Annotated in this window: 11 protein-coding genes and 2 pseudogenes; 12 read left to right on the top strand and 1 reads right to left on the bottom strand. The window is 66.4% G+C overall.

Annotated features, from left to right (window positions below; translation table 11 throughout):
• Positions 1-22: 22 nt before the first annotated feature.
• Together phoR and D5041_RS09960 are read left to right on the top strand one after the other, a co-directional pair.
• On the top strand, positions 23-1,492 hold the full coding sequence (phoR, locus tag D5041_RS09970) for a phosphate regulon sensor histidine kinase PhoR (RefSeq protein WP_265284632.1): 1,470 nt from the start codon (positions 23-25) through the stop codon (positions 1,490-1,492).
• A 448-nt stretch (positions 1,493-1,940) separates the two neighbouring features.
• Positions 1,941-3,467 (top strand): D-arabinonate dehydratase, encoded by a 1,527-nt coding sequence (locus D5041_RS09960; protein WP_265284631.1) that lies wholly within the window; start codon positions 1,941-1,943, stop codon positions 3,465-3,467.
• A gap of 43 nt (positions 3,468-3,510) precedes the next feature.
• On the opposite strand, the gene D5041_RS09955 is transcribed toward D5041_RS09960, so the two are convergent.
• Positions 3,511-4,239 (bottom strand): IclR family transcriptional regulator, encoded by a 729-nt coding sequence (locus D5041_RS09955; RefSeq protein ID WP_265284630.1) that lies wholly within the window; start codon positions 4,237-4,239, stop codon positions 3,511-3,513.
• Positions 4,240-4,338: 99 nt separating this feature from the next.
• Between D5041_RS09955 and D5041_RS09950 the strand changes: the two are divergent.
• The 10 genes and pseudogenes from D5041_RS09950 to D5041_RS09905 form a co-directional block, all read left to right on the top strand.
• Positions 4,339-4,473 (top strand): annotated as a pseudogene (locus tag D5041_RS09950) (hydroxymethylglutaryl-CoA lyase); the annotation flags it as partial.
• Positions 4,474-4,537: 64 nt separating this feature from the next.
• Positions 4,538-5,307 (top strand): IS5 family transposase gene (locus D5041_RS09945; protein ID WP_407702210.1). Its coding sequence is split into 2 segments (ribosomal slippage): positions 4,538-4,888 and positions 4,891-5,307, totalling 768 coding nucleotides; the frame shifts between segments, so codons are not numbered across the junction.
• Between the two features lie 6 nt (positions 5,308-5,313).
• Positions 5,314-6,135: pseudogene (locus D5041_RS09940) on the top strand (hydroxymethylglutaryl-CoA lyase); the annotation flags it as partial.
• Between the two features lie 39 nt (positions 6,136-6,174).
• Entirely contained in the window at positions 6,175-7,365 is a 1,191-nt protein-coding gene (locus D5041_RS09935) for a CaiB/BaiF CoA transferase family protein (protein WP_265284629.1), read from the top strand.
• Between the two features lie 186 nt (positions 7,366-7,551).
• Entirely contained in the window at positions 7,552-8,496 is a 945-nt protein-coding gene (locus D5041_RS09930) for an ABC transporter permease (RefSeq protein WP_265284628.1), read from the top strand.
• Complete coding sequence (locus D5041_RS09925) at positions 8,493-9,359, top strand: ABC transporter permease (protein ID WP_265284627.1); 867 nt, start codon at positions 8,493-8,495, stop codon at positions 9,357-9,359. The genes D5041_RS09930 and D5041_RS09925 overlap by 4 nt, the downstream gene beginning before the upstream one ends.
• Before the next feature lie 5 nt (positions 9,360-9,364).
• Positions 9,365-11,218, top strand: coding sequence for a dipeptide ABC transporter ATP-binding protein (locus D5041_RS09920; RefSeq protein WP_265284626.1), 1,854 nt, complete (start codon positions 9,365-9,367; stop codon positions 11,216-11,218).
• Positions 11,219-11,280: 62 nt separating this feature from the next.
• A complete protein-coding gene (locus tag D5041_RS09915; RefSeq protein ID WP_265284625.1) occupies positions 11,281-12,783 on the top strand; it encodes an ABC transporter substrate-binding protein in 1,503 nt (500 codons plus the stop codon).
• Positions 12,784-12,800: 17 nt separating this feature from the next.
• Complete coding sequence (locus D5041_RS09910; RefSeq protein ID WP_265284624.1) at positions 12,801-14,597, top strand: gamma-glutamyltransferase family protein; 1,797 nt, start codon at positions 12,801-12,803, stop codon at positions 14,595-14,597.
• A gap of 157 nt (positions 14,598-14,754) precedes the next feature.
• Positions 14,755-15,477, top strand: coding sequence for a beta-ketoacyl synthase chain length factor (locus D5041_RS09905; RefSeq protein WP_265284623.1), 723 nt, complete (start codon positions 14,755-14,757; stop codon positions 15,475-15,477).
• Positions 15,478-15,495: the final 18 nt, after the last annotated feature.

Here is a 15,495-nt window from a genome sequence, read left to right as displayed (position 1 = left end):
CTGAGAAGGCTCTGCAATCCGCATGCTCTGGGGTATTTCGTGCTTCTTGCTCTGGCAGTTGGCCGGGGGTGGCCTGGGGTGGTGGCAGGGCGGTTCCTGGGGCGCCGCGTTGGGCGTGGCCGCAGCCACCTGGGCCTGGTTCTTCTGGGATCTGTTGCGCGGCGCGCGCGTGCGCCACTGGCTGCGTACCGGCGAACTCGCCGACACGCCGATCGTGCGCGGCGTGTGGGGCGAGGCAGCGGACCGTGTGCGGCGCCTGCTGCGCACGCAGGAGGCCCAAATCCGCACCAGCCAGAACCAGTTGCAGGAAATCCTCGCGGCGCTGCATGCCTCGCCCAACGGCGTCGTGCTGCTCGACGCGCAGGGGCGCATCGAGTGGTGCAACCAGATGGCGGCGAATCAATTCGGCCTCGACGCCCAGCGCGACGTCATGCAGTCGATCGGCAACCTGCTGCGCAACCCCGAATTCACCGCGTATTTTGCCGCCAAGGACTTCTCCGGCGACGTGGTCATCGAGGGGCATTCGAGCACGCCGTCGCGGCCGGTGCGCATCTCCGTGCACCTGCATCCCTACGGCGACGGATGCACCTTGCTGCTCTCGCGCGACGTGACGGCGCTGGAGCAGGCCGACGCCATGCGGCGCGACTTCGTGGCCAACGTGTCGCACGAAATCCGCACACCGCTGACCGTGCTCACCGGCTTTGTCGAGACCTTGCAGACCCTGCCGCTGAGCACCGACGAGCGCGCGCGCTACCTGGGCATGATGGCGCAGCAGGCGCAGCGCATGCAGAGCGTGGTGCAGGACCTGCTGACGCTCTCGCGCCTGGAGGGCAGCCCGCCACCCGGCATGGCCGAATGGACGCCCGTGCAAACGCTCATGCAGCGCTGCGAGGAAGAGGCGCGCGCGCTGTCCTGCCTGCTCACGCAACACCAGCCGCGCCCGCACGCGCTGCGCTTCCCCCCCGCGGAGGTCTTGTGCACTGCGGGGGAGATCGCCGGGGTTCCCGCCGAGTTGCAGAGCGCGTTGTCCAACCTGATCAGCAACGCCGTGCGCTACACGCCAGCGGGCAGTTCCATCAGCGTGCGCTGGGAACGCAAGGAGGACGACAGCGCAGTCTTCTCGGTGCACGACACGGGTCCGGGAATCGCCCCCGAGCACATCCCCCGCCTGACCGAGCGTTTCTACCGCGTTGACCGCAGCCGGTCGCGCGAGACCGGGGGCACGGGTCTGGGGCTGGCCATCGTCAAGCACGTGCTGCAACGCCACGGCGCCACCCTCGGCATCACCAGCACCCTGGGCAAGGGCTCGGTGTTTTCCGTGAGTTTCCCCGCGAACCGGCTGCGCAGCCTGGCCCGGCCAGCGCACCAGAGCATGGTGGCGGCGCTCCACGGCACGGCGCCCAAAGGGATGGGGATGGGCGTGGGTGCGGGCGAGGGGAGCCTGGCCCATGCGCTGCTGCCCAGGCCGCAGCCCCTTGGCGAGGTGCAGTAAGCGTAGCCCCGATCGGAGCTCAACGCCCGGGCACGGCATCGACCCGGTCGGAAACTCGGGTTTTGCCCGATGGGTGAAGCGGGCGCAGCGCCTTACCCTCGCCGGGCTTTGGCGTATGCATGGACGGCCTTGCCGTTGCCGCGCAAGCCAGCGCACCCGATCCCCGGCACGACAACGGCCCCCCGATGAGCAGAAAACGAAGCACCCTGCGGGCACTCAGCGCCTGCGCACTGTCATCGCCTTCGCCGAGGTCTACTTGGCGCTGCTGCACCCGCCAATGGGCATGCTGCTCTTCGTGCTGGCGCGCGTCCCGGGGGACTGAGCATGGAGCGCACGACCGTGGCCATCCTGCCCTGGTTGCTGCCGTTGCTGCCGAGCCCGGGCCTGATCCCCGGCACGCCAAAGCCCGTGCTCCGGATTCCCAAGACGTTCTACTGAGCCTGCGACCATGACGCCCCACATCCGACTCCACAGCGCCGACGACGTCGTCATCGCGCGCACCCAACTGCTTGGCGGCAGCGCCGTCGAGCAGGTCACCGTGCGCGGCCTGATCCCGCCGGGCCACAAGGTCGCGATGCGCGCCATCGCCCCGGGCGAACCGGTGCGCCGCTACAACCAGATCATCGGTTTCGCGAGCCGCCCCATCGCGGCCGGCGAACACGTGCACACGCACAACCTCGACATGGGCCCGAACAAGGGCGACTTTGCCCGCGACTACGCCTTTGGCGCCGACGTCAAACCCGCGCCCGCAAGGCGCGAGGCCACGTTCATGGGAATCCGGCGCGCCGACGGCCGCGTGGCCACGCGCAACTACATCGCCGTGCTCACCAGCGTGAACTGCTCGGCCACCGCCGCGCGCGCGATCGCCGAGCATTTCTCGCGCCAGACCAACCCGCAGGCGCTCGCGGCGTTTGCGAACATCGACGGCGTGGTCGCACTGACCCACGGCACGGGCTGCGGAATGGACACGCAGGGCCTGGGAATGCAGATCCTCGAACGCACGCTCACCGGCTACGCCACGCACCCGAACTTTGCCGCCGTGCTGGTCGTCGGGCTCGGCTGCGAGGCCAACCAGATCGACCGCTGGCTCGCCGCAGGCCATCTGACCGAAGGCGAAACCCTGCGCACCTTCAACATCCAGGACACGGGCGGAACGCGCAAGACCATCGCCAAGGGCGTGGCGCTGATCGGGCACATGCTGCCGCAGGCCAACGCCGTCCGGCGCGAACCCTGCAGCGCCGCGCACATCACGATCGGGCTGCAATGCGGCGGCTCCGACGGCTATTCGGGAATCAGCGCCAACCCGGCGCTGGGCGCCGCGGTGGACCTGCTGGTGGCGCACGGCGGCACCGCCATCCTCAGCGAAACGCCCGAGGTCTACGGCGCCGAGCACCTGCTCACGCGCCGCGCCGTAAAACGCGAAGTGGGGCAGAAACTGGTCGAGCGCATCAAGTGGTGGGAGCATTACACGGCCATCAACCAGGGCGAGATGAACAACAACCCCTCGCCCGGGAACAAGGCCGGCGGGCTCAGCACCATCCTGGAAAAGTCCCTGGGCGCAGTCGCCAAGGGCGGCACAAGCAACCTGGAGGCGGTATACGAATACGCCGAGCCGGTCACGGCGCATGGTTTCGTCTACATGGACACGCCGGGCTACGACCCGGTCAGCGCCACGGGCCAGGTGGCCGGCGGGGCGAACCTGATCTGCTTTACCACCGGCCGCGGCTCCGCCTACGGCTGCGCGCCCTCGCCCGCACTCAAGCTCGCAACCAACTCGGCGCTATGGCAGCGGCAGGAGGAAGACATGGACATCAACTGCGGCGAAATCGTCGACGGCAAGGCCACGATCGAGGAAATGGGCCAGCGCATTTTCGACCTGGTCCTCGCAACCGCCTCGGGCGCGCACTCCAAGAGCGAGCAGCATGGCTACGGGCAAAACGAGTTTGTTCCGTGGCAGGTGGGGGCGGTGATGTAATGCGCGGCCTGCGCACCGGCAGGACCTCTGCCTGGCAAGGCACTCAATCAACCTGCCCATGCAATTCGCGAGCCGCCTGCACAACGGCTCCAATATGGCGTTCATCGTAGCGGTGCGCCGGGCAGCTCAAGGTAATCGCCGCGACCACGGTCCCTTCGGCGTTTAGTACCGGGGCAGAGATTCCGGCGAGCTCGGCCAGCCGATCCCCCACTGCGGCATAAAAGCCGTCGGCGCGGATGCGCGCGTAGAGCCGTCGGTCGCGCCCTGCAGCCTTGCCCTGCACGGGATCGAATGCGCACAGCACCCTGCCGCCCGTGCCCTTGTCCAATGGGAGCAGGTCTCCCGCACGGATATGGTCGCGCACCGGATGCGGCGAATCGACGCGATACAGACACAGCCGCGCGTCGCCCCTGCGCACGTGGTAGGCGGCGCTCTCCCGGGTGGCGTGCACCAGTGCCTGCAGCACCGGCAGTACCAGCCGATCGAGGGAGAACGAGGCGGTGTAGATCGCATGCACCCGCATGGCCTCCCGGCCAATGGCGTAGCGGCCGTCGGCCAGGCGCTGCACCCATCCGGCATGCTCCAGCGATGCCAGCAGGCGCAGCGCCGTGCTCTTGTACAGGCGCGTGCGCTGCGCCAGATCCGCCAACGCCAATGCCGCGTCCCCTGCGCGGAAAGCGGCCAGCAGACTCAGCGCGCGGTCCACGGCGGCCACGCCGCCATGCGCAGCGTCAGCGTCGGCAATCGATTCCCGGGCAGCTTTTCGGGGCATGTTCGCAGGGGGCAGTCAGTGCTTGACAAGCAGGGGGCAGTTCGGCGAGCATTTTAATGCAAGGAACTTCATTCCAACTGTCAGAACGACGAGCGCCCCATGCCACCCCCATCCGGGACGACCACGCCCCCTCCTGCCGAGGTTCTGATCAGCGAGGTCGGCCCCCGCGACGGCCTGCAATCGGTCAAGACCACGATGCCCACCGCAGACAAATGCGCGTGGCTGGACGCACTAGGGCCTGTCATCAATTGAAGTCACTCCGGCGCTAAACTCGGAACACGATGACAAAGGAAGGCTGATGAACCACAGGTACGCGCTGAGGCAAGACCAATGGGAGCGCATCAAAGACATGCTGCCGGGGCGCGAGGGGCACGTTGGGGCGACGGCACGCGATAACCGCTTGTTCGTTGAGGCGGTGTTGTACCGATACCGTGCGGGCATCCCGTGGCGCGACCTGCCCGAGCGGTTCGGAGATTTTCGGGTAGTACATCTGCGCCATTCGCGATGGAGCAAAACGGATGTCTGGCAGCGCATCTTCAAGACTTTGTCGCAAGACCGGGACAACGAGTACGTGATGATCGATTCGACCATTGTTAGAGCCCATCAGCACAGCGCAGGGGCAAAAAAAAAAGAGGGAGGACGCCAGAAAACCAAGCCATAGGTCGCAGTCGTGGGGGAGCAAGTACCAAGATCCACGCCACGGTCGATGCGCTTGGCAATCCCACAGGCTTTCTCCTGACGCCTGGCCAGGCGCACGACCTCCAAGGAGCTGACGTTTTGCTCAAAGACATACAAGCAGATGCAATCTTGGCCGATAAGGCCTATGACGCCCAGGATCGGGTGATCGAGCCACTGCTCAAGGCAGGCAAGACCGTCGTGATCCCGCCACGCAGTAAGCGCAACGACCAACGTGACTACGACCGGCATTTGTACAAAGCACGCCATCTGATCGAGAACTTCTTTGCCAAGCTCAAGCAATACCGCTGCATCGCCACTCGCTATGACAAAACTGCACGCAATTTCCTCGGCGCTGTTCATCTCGCCGCTTCGGTCGTCTGGCTCAATTGATGACAGGCCCTAGTCGCTGCGGGCCTGCGCGAAATCGAGGTGGCTTCCTTCGTTCCTGCAAAGCGCCTGCCCCAGATGGCCGACGCGGCGCACGTGGTGCGCCATGCGCGCCGGCATCCGGGCCTGACGGTGGTGGCACTGGTGCCCAACCTGCGCGGGGCGCAGGACGCTCTGCGGGCGGGGGCGCACAAGCTGACGCTCCCCGTTTCCGCGAGCGCGGCGCACGCGCTGGCGAACACCCGCAAGACACCCGCGGGGATGGTCGAGGAAGTCCGCGCCATTGCGCGACTCAGGGATGAACTGTCCCCCGGCACCCGGCTGGAGGTGGGGATCTCCACGGCCTTCGGCTGTAGCTTGCAAGGGCCGGTGCCGCCGGACGACGTCATCCGCCTGGCGGCCGAATGCATCGCGGCCGGCGCCGATGAATCCGGCCTCTCCGACACCGTGGGCTACGCGCATCCGGCGCAGGTGCGCAGCCTGTTTCGCCGCCTGCGCGCAGAACTCGGGGAGCACACGGGCGCAGCCCATATGCACAACACGCGCGGTCTGGGCCTGGCGAATTGCTTCGCAGCCTGGGACGCGGGCGTGCGCACTTTTGACGCGTCGCTGGGCGGACTCGGTGGCTGCCCGCATGCGCCGGGAGCCTCCGGGAACGTGGTCACCGAGGATCTGGTTTTCATGTTCCAAGCCATGGGAATACGCACCGGCATTCACTTGGAAAAACTGTTTGCCGCGCGCCAGGCGCTGGCTGCGGGTCTGCCCGGCGAGCCCCTGTACGGCATGACGCCGCAAGCCGGTTTGCCCAAGGGATTCGGGCAGCGGCCGTAGCGCCGCCCCGCTCCCTGCTGCCTATTTTTGGAACGACACATGACGGAAAACAGCGCACGGCCCCTGCCATACGAAGGCATCCGGGTCATCGAGTTCGCCCACATGGTGATGGGCCCCAGCTGCGGCATGCTGCTGGGGGACCTGGGGGCCGAGGTGATCAAGATCGAGCCCGTCGGCGGGGACCGCACGCGCAGCCTGCCGGGCTCTGGTGCCGGCTTCTTCCCGATGTTCAATCGCAACAAGAAGAGCGTTGCACTGGATCTGAAACAGCCCGAGGGCGTGGCGGCCGCGCTGCGCCTGATCGATTCGGCAGACGTCGTGAGCGAGAACTTCAGTGCCGGCGTGATGGACCAGCTGGGGCTCGGATACGCCGCACTGCGCCAGCGCAATCCCAGGCTCATCCATGTGAGCCACAAGGGTTTTCTGCCCGGGCCTTATGCGCACCGGACGGCCTTGGACGAGGTGGTGCAAATGATGGGGGGGCTGGCGTATATGACCGGGCGTGCCGGCGACCCATTGCGTGCCGGCAGCAGCGTGAACGACATCATGGGCGGCATGTTCGGGGCCATTGGCGTCATGGCCGCATTGGCGCAGCGCGAGAGGACTGGTCAGGGGAGCGCGGTGCAGTCCGCCCTGTTCGAGAACAACGTATTCCTCGTTGGCCAGCACATGCTGCAATTCGCGGTGACGGGGCAGCCCGCGGCGCCGATGCCGAGCCGGGTCGCCGCCTGGGCCATCTACGACGTTTTCACCGTCCAGGACGGCGAGCAGATTTTTCTCGCCGTGGTCAGCGACAAGCAATGGGCGCTCTTTTGCCACGCATTCGACCTCGGGGACCTGCTGGCCGACCCCCGGTTGGCAAGCAACCAGGACCGCGTCCTGGCCCGCGACTGGCTAATGCCCCGCTTGCGCTCGCACTTGGCGCCGTTCAGCGCAGCGCAACTCGCGGCCCGCTTCGAGGCCCGGGGGCTCGCGTTTGCCCCCATCACGCGCCCGGATGAATTGCTCGATGACCCGCATCTGCAAGCCACCGGAGGACTGGCGCCCATCGTTCTGGACGACGGGCGGCCAGCCCGCGTCCCCCTGATGCCCTTCATGCTCGACGGAAAACAACCTGGCCTGCGCCTGAATCCGCCCCGGGTCGGCGAGCACACCGATGCGCTCTTGCGGGCAGCGGGTTATAGCCCGTCCGAGATCCAGGATCTCAGGCAGCGGGCCATTGCCCGGTGAGTCGAATAACGTAAGCAACCCATCCACCAAAGCAAGGTGGTTGCAGTGCGGTGAGAGACCACCGTTCGGCCCAGGGAATACCCCTAGATGAAGCGCCGCAACCAGGGCCGTTAGCGGATTACGCCATGACACAATTCACATCTGGTCACGGGCGGTTTGACGCGCTTGTTCTGTCGTTTCCCTTCCATGCTCAGACTCATCTTCCGCCGTGTGCTCGTCGCGATTCCGACACTGATGCTGGTGTCGATGCTCGTCTTCATGTTGCAAAAGATTCTTCCCGGAGACCCGGTGCTGACGCTGGCCGGTGAGGAGCGTGATCCGGCCGTGCTGGACTATCTGCGCGAAAAATACCGCCTCAACGATCCCTTGCCCATGCAATACGGGGCCTGGGGCTTGCAGGTGCTGCGGGGCGATCTCGGCAAGTCGCTGCGCACGGACGTTCCGGTGACTGCGCTGATCGCCCAGAAACTGCCCGTCACGCTGCAGCTGGCCGCCATGAGCATGTTCTTCGCATTGTTGGTGGGCATCCCGATGGGCATCGTCGCCGCCGTGCGCAAGGGCTCCTGGGTCGAAGCGGGGGCGAACATGGTGGCGCTCTCGGGCATGTCGATCCCCAATTTCTGGCTGGGCATCCTTCTGATCATGGTGGTGTCGGTGCAATGGAAGCTGTTGCCGGCCTCGGGGTACGTGTCGCCCTTCGAGGACTTCTGGCTCTCGATCCGGACGATGCTGATGCCGTCTCTCGTGTTGTCCACCGCCATCGCGGCCTACCTGATGCGCCACACCCGTTCCGCGATGCTGGAGGCCTTGTCGGCCGACTACGTGCGCACTGCGCGCGCCAAGGGCGTCGCGCCGCGGCACGTGGTGCTGCTGCACGCGCTGCGCAATGCGCTGATACCGATCGTGACCTTGGTGACGCTGCTCTTTGGCGAATTGCTCGCCGGTGCGGTGCTGACCGAGCAGGTGTTCACGATTCCGGGTTTTGGCAAGCTGATCGTGGACGCCGTGTTCACCCGCGACTACGCCGTGGTGCAAGGCGTGGTGCTGTGCGTGGCCGGGGGCTTCATTGCTTTGAACCTGCTCGCCGATGTTCTGTATGTCTGGGTGAATCCCCGTTTGAGGCACGCATGAGCGCCGTGCTTGCAACGACCGCTGCGCCGCTGCGCAGCCGCGCCTGGGGGAAGTTCCGGCGCAACCATGCGGCGCTGCTCGGCCTGGGGATCGTGCTGTTTTTCGTTTTGCTGGCCTTGCTCGCGCCGCTGCTTGCCACCGCGGACCCGCTACAGACCCACTTCACGGCCATCCGCAAGGGACCTTCGGCGGCGTTCTGGCTGGGCACGGATGAGTTGGGCCGCGACATCTTCAGCCGCATGGCGTACGGCGCGCGTGCGTCGCTGATGGCTGGCCTGGTGTCGGTCTGCATTGCGCTCATCGCCGGCCTGCCGTTTGGTCTGGTCGCCGGCTACTTCGGCGGCTGGATCGACAGCCTGGTTTCGCGTGCCACCGAGGCCCTGCTGGCCATTCCGTTCCTGATCCTTGCCATCGCGTTGGCGGCCTTCCTGGGTCCGAGCCTGATGAACGCGATGATCGCCATCGGGGTCTCCGCCGCGCCCAAGTTCGTGCGCCTGACACGCGCGCAGGTGCTCGCGGTGAAAAGCGAAGACTACGTGCACAGTGCGCGCGCGCTGGGCGCATCGGATGCGCGCATCATTGCGCGGCACCTCTTGCCCAACGTGATGCCGCCCTTGATCGTGCAGGCGACCATCACCATCGCGACCGCCATCATTGCCGAGGCCAGCCTGTCGTTCCTGGGTCTGGGTTTGCAGCCGCCCGACCCGTCGTGGGGCTCGATGCTCAACACGGCGAAGAACTTCATGAGCCAGGCGCCCTGGATGTCGATCTTCCCCGGTTCGGCCATTTTCCTCGTGGTGCTCGGGTTCAATCTGCTGGGCGACGGCTTGCGCGACGCGCTCGATCCGCGCCAGGACAGGTGACGGCGATGGCCGCGCCGGACTCCCGCCGCACGCTGCAGGTCGAAGGCCTGAGCGTGCGGTTTTCGACTCCCGAGCGCAGCGTCGACGCCGTGCGCGACGTCTCCTTTCATGTGGACCGCGGAGAAACGCTGGCCATCGTGGGCGAGTCCGGTTCCGGCAAGTCGGTCACGGCGCTGGCGCTGATGCGGTTGGTGGAATACGGTGGCGGCAGGATCGTCCGCGGCGCGCTGCGGCTGCGCCGGCGCAACGGCGACGTGCTGGACCTGATGCATGCATCGGAGCGCACGCTGCAAGGCGTGCGCGGCGCCGACGTGGCCATGATCTTCCAGGAGCCGATGACCTCGTTGAACCCCAGCTTCACCGCCGGCAGGCAGATTGGCGAAGCGCTGCAACTGCACCAGGGGCTGGGCGCGGCGGCGGCGCGCGCCGAGACGCTGCGCATGCTCGAGCGCGTGCGCATCCCGCAGGCCCGCGCCATCCTGGACCGCTACCCGCATCAGCTCTCGGGCGGCATGCGCCAGCGGGTGATGATCGCGATGGCGCTGTGCTGCAGGCCGCAGTTGCTGATTGCCGATGAGCCCACCACGGCGTTGGACGTCACCATCCAGGCGCAAATCCTGTTGCTGATCCGCCAGTTGCAGGAAGAAATGGACATGGGGGTGATCTTCATCACCCACGACATGGGCGTTGTCGCCGAGGTCGCGGACCATGTGCTGGTCATGTACCGGGGGGAGAAGGTGGAGGAAGGGGCCTGCGAGGAATTGTTCGCCACGCCGTGCCAAGCGTACACGCGCGCCTTGCTGTCCGCGGTGCCGCGACTGGGCGCGATGCGCGGCACCCACCAGCCCGCGCCGTTTGCGCTCCTGCATGGGCAAGAAGCCGCCGGACCGCCCATCGACGGGCCGGACACCGTGCGCCGCGAGAACGGCCCGGTGCTGAGGGTCCGGGATCTCGTGACCCGTTTCGACATCGCGGGGGGTATTTTGGGCCGGGTCCGGGCGCGTGTGCACGCGGTGGAGAAAGTCAGTTTCGACCTGTTCCCCGGCGAGACGCTGGCGCTCGTGGGGGAGTCGGGATGCGGCAAGACCACCACCGGCCGCTCGCTCGTGCAACTGGTCAGGAGCCAGGGCGGCCGCATCGAGCTCGACGGCCAGGATATCGGCAGCTTGCGCGGCGCCGCGATGCAGACGCTGCGCCGGCATATTCAGTTCATTTTTCAGGATCCGTTCGCGTCCCTGAACCCGCGCATGACCGTGGGCGACTCGATCATGGAGCCGCTGCTGATCCACGGCGTGGCGCGCGGCCGCGCGGCCCGGGACCGGGTGCGCTGGCTGATGGACAAATGCGGGCTGTTGCCCGAGATGGGTGCGCGCTACCCGCATGAATTCTCCGGCGGCCAGCGCCAGCGCATCTGCATTGCGCGCGCGCTGGCATTGAACCCCAAGGTCGTCATCGCCGACGAGTCCGTGTCCGCGCTGGACGTATCCATCCAGGCGCAGATCGTGAATTTGCTGCTGAGCCTGCAGCGCGAACTGGGCCTGTCCTACCTGTTCATCTCGCACGACATGGCGGTGGTCGAACGCATCAGCCACCGCGTGGCCGTGATGTATCTGGGGCAAATCGTCGAGATCGGCCCGCGCCGGTCGATTTTTGAAAATCCCCAGCACGCCTACACCAGAAAGCTCATCGCGGCCGTGCCCAGCGCCGACCCGAGGCGGCGCCAGCGCCAGCAGTCCCTGCTGGCCGACGAGATCCCCAGTCCGGTGCGCACGGCAGGCGACGAGGCCATCGTCGTCGCGCCCTTGGTGCAAGTCAGCGCGGGCCATTTCGTGGCCCGGCATGCGGTGGGTCCCTACTGACGGGAACGGGCACAACGGCGCGCACACCATCACCAGACCCTTGAACCCCAGGAGACCTCTTCATGCGTCCATTTTGTTTCGCCATGGCCACCGCGGGAATGCTCGTGAGCAGCATGGCCTGCGCACAGTCCACCTTGCGCATCGGCTTGCAGGACGACCCGGACACGCTCGATCCGGTCCGCTCCCGTACGTTCGTCGGCCGCATCGTGCTCGCCTCGCTGTGCAACAAGCTCGTTGAAATAACCCCCGACCTGAAGATCGTGCCCCAGTTGGCGCAGTCCTGGGCTTGGTCCGGCGAGAACAAGACGCTGACGTTCAAACTGCGCGGGGATGCGCTGTTTCATGACGGCACGCCGGTCACCGCAGCGGCGGTGAAGGCGAACCTGGACCGCGCGCGCACCCTGCCCGACAGCAATCGCAAGAGCGAGCTGGCCACCGTGGCCAGCGTTCAGGCACCGAACGCCAACACCGTGGTCCTGCAACTGTCCGAGCCCGACGCCTCCTTGCTGTCGCAGCTGTCCGACCGTGCCGGCATGATGCTCTCGCCCGCCACGTTCGCCAAGGATCCGGGGAGCAGGCCGGTGTGTTCCGGCCCCTACCAATTCAAGGAGCGCGTGCAGAACGATCGCATCGTCCTGGAGAAATTTTCCAAGCACTGGGACGCAGCGAACTACCATTTCGCACGCCTGATCTTCACGCCGATTCCCGACGCCACGGTGCGCCTGAGCAACCTGCGCGCGGGGGATCTGGACATCATCGAACGCGTGGCCCCCATGGACACGAAGACCGTCCGGGACGACAAGAGCCTGAATCTGCTGCCGGTCACCGGCCTGGGGTTCCAGGCCATTTCGGTGAACCTGGGCAACGGTGCGGGCGCCAACAACCCGCTGGCCAAGGACAAGCGCGTGCGCCAGGCGCTGGACCTGGTGATCGATCGCGAAGCGATCAATCAGATCGTTGGCGAGGGCATGCTCCAGCCCGCGCACCAGCCTTTCCCGCCCGAAAGCTTTGCCTACAACAAGGCCTTTGAGCACACGGGCCGCGACCCGAAGAAGGCGCGCGCCCTGCTCAAGGAAGCCGGCTTTGACCGCGTGAAACTGGAAATCACCTACGGCAACAACACCACCATGCAACAGGTGTGCGAGCTGATCCAGGCGATGGGCGCCGAGGCGGGGTTCGACATCAGCCTGCGTCCGGCCGAGTTCGCGTCCCTGCAATCGGCTCTGGCGCGCGGCGACTTCGTCGTGGGCCAGAGCGGCTGGTCTGGCCGCGTTGACCCCAGCGGCAACGTCCACCAGTACGTCAGCTGCAAGGGCAGCCTGAACGACGGCAGATTCTGCAACGCGGACGTGGATGCCGCGCTCAACAGCGCACGCGCCGAACCGGACGAGGCCAAGCGCCGCGCCCTGTACGACAAGGTGCTCGCGACCCTGCAAGCCGAACGCCCCATCATCTATCTGTTCTACCAACCCTGGATCTTCGGCGTGCAGAAGAAACTCACCGGGTTCGTTCCCCACCCGGACGGCATGATCCGGCTCCGGGCCGTGTCGTTCACCAAGAAATAACTGAAAGGTATCGCACCATGTTTACCACGCGCCCGGAAATTCTCGGCACCTTCGGGGTCGTCACCTCGACCCACTGGCTGGCCAGCGCCGCCGGCATGGCCATGCTCGAGCGGGGCGGCAACGCCTTTGACGCTTGCGTGGCATCGGCTTTCGTTCTGCAGGTCGTAGAGCCCCATCTGGTCGGGCCAGCGGGCGAAGTGCCGGTCGTGTTCCATTCGGCACGCACCGGTCTGGAAGTCCTGTGCGGACAGGGCACGGCGCCAAAAGCCGCGACCCTGGAACGCTACCGCCGCGAGGGCCTGGACCTGATCCCGGGCAACGGCCTGCTGGCCACCGTGATCCCCGGCTCCTTCTCCGCCTGGATGCTGCTGCTGCGCGACCACGGCAGCATGCGCCTGCGCGACGTGTTGGAGCCGGCCATCTACTACGCTGAGCAGGGCCACCCCCTGCTGCCGCGTGTCGCCGACACCATTGCCGGGTTGAAAGATTTCTTTCAGGCGCACTGGCCCGGCAGCGCAGCGACCTACCTGCCAGGGGGCCATGCACCGCAGGCACGCAAGTTGTTTCGCAACCCCGTGCTGGCCCGAACCTGGAGCCGTGTGCTCGATGAGGCCGAGCGCGCCAGCAGCGACCGGGAGCGCCAGATAGCGCGCGCGTGCGACGCTTTTTATCGGGGCTTCGTCGCCGAGGCGATAGACCGTTTCGTGCGCCAGACCGAGGCCATGGACGAGAGCGGAACGCCGCATCGCGGCGTCCTCAGCGGCCAGGACATGGCGGGCTGGTCGGCGAGCTACGAAAAGGCGCTCAGCTGCGACTACCACGGCTACACCGTGGCCAAGGCCGGTGCCTGGAGCCAGGGCCCGGTTTTCCTGCAAACCTTGGCCTTGCTCAAGGGCATGGACCTGGGCCGCCTGGGGCCCTGCAGCGCCGAGTTCGTGCACCGGGTCACCGAGGCCATGAAGCTGGCCTTCGCGGACCGCGAGGTCTACTACGGTGACCCAGCGTTCGTGGACGTGCCCTTGGCGCAACTGCTCTCGGACGACTACAACGCCGCACGCCGGGCGCTGATCGGCGCGCACGCCTCGCAGGAGTTGTTGCCCGGCCGCATCCCCGGTTTCGAGGACCAGGCAGAGCGCGTCATGGAGACGCTGTCGCGCCTGTCCAAGGTGAGCGCGGCGGGCAGCGCGACGTCCGAGCCCACGATGGCGGATATGCAGGCCTCGGTGAAACGCGGCGACACCACCCACGTGGATGTCATCGACCGCTGGGGCAATATGGTCTCGGCCACCCCGTCGGGCGGTTGGCTTCAGTCCTCGCCGGTGATTCCCGAACTGGGTTTTTGTCTGAACACGCGCGCCCAGATGTTCTGGCTGCAAGAGGGCTTGCCGGGCACGTTGGAGCCGGGAAAGCGCCCGCGCACGACATTGACGCCTGCGCTTGCGCTGCGCGATGGCAAACCCTGCTTGGCGTTCGGCACCCCGGGTGGCGACCAGCAGGAGCAATGGCAATTGCTGTTCTTCCTGCGCCATGTGCACCACGGCTTGAATCTGCAGGAAGCCATCGACCTGCCGATGTCGCACACGCTGCATTTTCCCTCGTCATTCTCCCCGCGCGGGCGCCGGCCCGGGCATCTGGCCGTGGAAAGGAGTTTCGGACCCGAGGTCATCGAGGACCTGCGTCGCCGCGGCCACCAGATTGAAGAAATGCCCCCATGGTCCGTGGGCCGTTTGACGGCGGCCTCGCGGGATGCCGACGGCATATTGCACGCGGCCGCTACGCCGCGCCTTATGCAGGCGTACGCGGCGGGGCGCTAAGCCCGGTTTGTCACGGCGAACCCCTCCGGAGTCAGTTACATATATGCCACACCGCGCGTCCGATCCATGCCGGGAAAGGGATCGACAATATCGCCCGGGTGGCGTGCCCGGAGCCCATGGAGCAAGCCATCCGCCAACGAAGCCACTTTGCAGTCCGATGCCATTCGAACTCACCATTCTGGAATGGTCGGCGTATGCCGACGGCCTGAGCCAGCGCGCTGATTGGCTCCAGTGGGCCGCGGGCTCTGCGCCACTTCCCCGGCCGATCGCGAACACCGTACCCGCGTTGGCTGAAATGCCCGCCATGATGCGCCGCCGCGTGAACCGCCTGGGGCGCCTGGCCTGCCAAGTCGCTTACTGGTGTCCGCCCGCAGCCGGAGCACCGATGGTGTTTGCATCACGGTATGGCGATGCGGACCGATCCCTGGCGCTCTTGGGCGATCTGGTACAGGGGCAGCCCGTGTCGCCCACCGGGTTTGGCCTTTCCGTACACAACGCCATCTCCGCCCTGTATTCAATCGCACAGGGGCACTGTGCCAATACGGTGGTCGTCGCAGCGGGCCGCGCCAGCGCCGCAGCCGCATTGACCGAGGCCGCTGCGCTGCTCGCGGACGGCGCCGCCGAGGTATTGGTGGTTTATTACGAAGCGCCTCTGCCCCGTATCTATGCTGAATTCGAAGACCAGCCGGGCTGCGAATACGCATGGGCTTGGCGCGTGGCGCTCCCGCGCCACGGCGATCCGGAGGCGCCGACGGTCAGGCTCAGCGCGGACGAAATAAAAAGTGTTACCGACACCACCGCGGAGCTATGGCCCACCGGCTTGGCGATGCTACACTACGCACTTCGAAAATTTGCTTCCATGCGGTGCTCTGCCCCGTAAATAGTGGCACGAGATGAA

This window comes from Verminephrobacter aporrectodeae subsp. tuberculatae, from assembly GCF_026127385.1.
In the GTDB taxonomy this organism is placed as follows: Bacteria; Pseudomonadota; Gammaproteobacteria; order Burkholderiales; family Burkholderiaceae_C; genus Acidovorax; species Acidovorax aporrectodeae.
Note: the sequence above shows the minus strand (reverse complement) of the source record. Positions and strands in the feature narration are given on the sequence as shown.

What these genes read in the sequence shown, in the direction of transcription:
- phoR (WP_265284632.1), top strand. Translation starts at nt 23, where the DNA reads ATGCTCTGGGGTATTTCGTGCTTCTTGCTCTGGCAGTTGGCCGGGGGT.
- D5041_RS09960 (WP_265284631.1), top strand. Translation starts at nt 1,941, where the DNA reads ATGACGCCCCACATCCGACTCCACAGCGCCGACGACGTCGTCATCGCG.
- D5041_RS09955 (WP_265284630.1), bottom strand. Translation starts at nt 4,239, where the DNA reads ATGCCCCGAAAAGCTGCCCGGGAATCGATTGCCGACGCTGACGCTGCG.
- D5041_RS09935 (WP_265284629.1), top strand. Translation starts at nt 6,175, where the DNA reads ATGACGGAAAACAGCGCACGGCCCCTGCCATACGAAGGCATCCGGGTC.
- D5041_RS09930 (WP_265284628.1), top strand. Translation starts at nt 7,552, where the DNA reads ATGCTCAGACTCATCTTCCGCCGTGTGCTCGTCGCGATTCCGACACTG.
- D5041_RS09925 (WP_265284627.1), top strand. Translation starts at nt 8,493, where the DNA reads ATGAGCGCCGTGCTTGCAACGACCGCTGCGCCGCTGCGCAGCCGCGCC.
- D5041_RS09920 (WP_265284626.1), top strand. Translation starts at nt 9,365, where the DNA reads ATGGCCGCGCCGGACTCCCGCCGCACGCTGCAGGTCGAAGGCCTGAGC.
- D5041_RS09915 (WP_265284625.1), top strand. Translation starts at nt 11,281, where the DNA reads ATGCGTCCATTTTGTTTCGCCATGGCCACCGCGGGAATGCTCGTGAGC.
- D5041_RS09910 (WP_265284624.1), top strand. Translation starts at nt 12,801, where the DNA reads ATGTTTACCACGCGCCCGGAAATTCTCGGCACCTTCGGGGTCGTCACC.
- D5041_RS09905 (WP_265284623.1), top strand. Translation starts at nt 14,755, where the DNA reads ATGCCATTCGAACTCACCATTCTGGAATGGTCGGCGTATGCCGACGGC.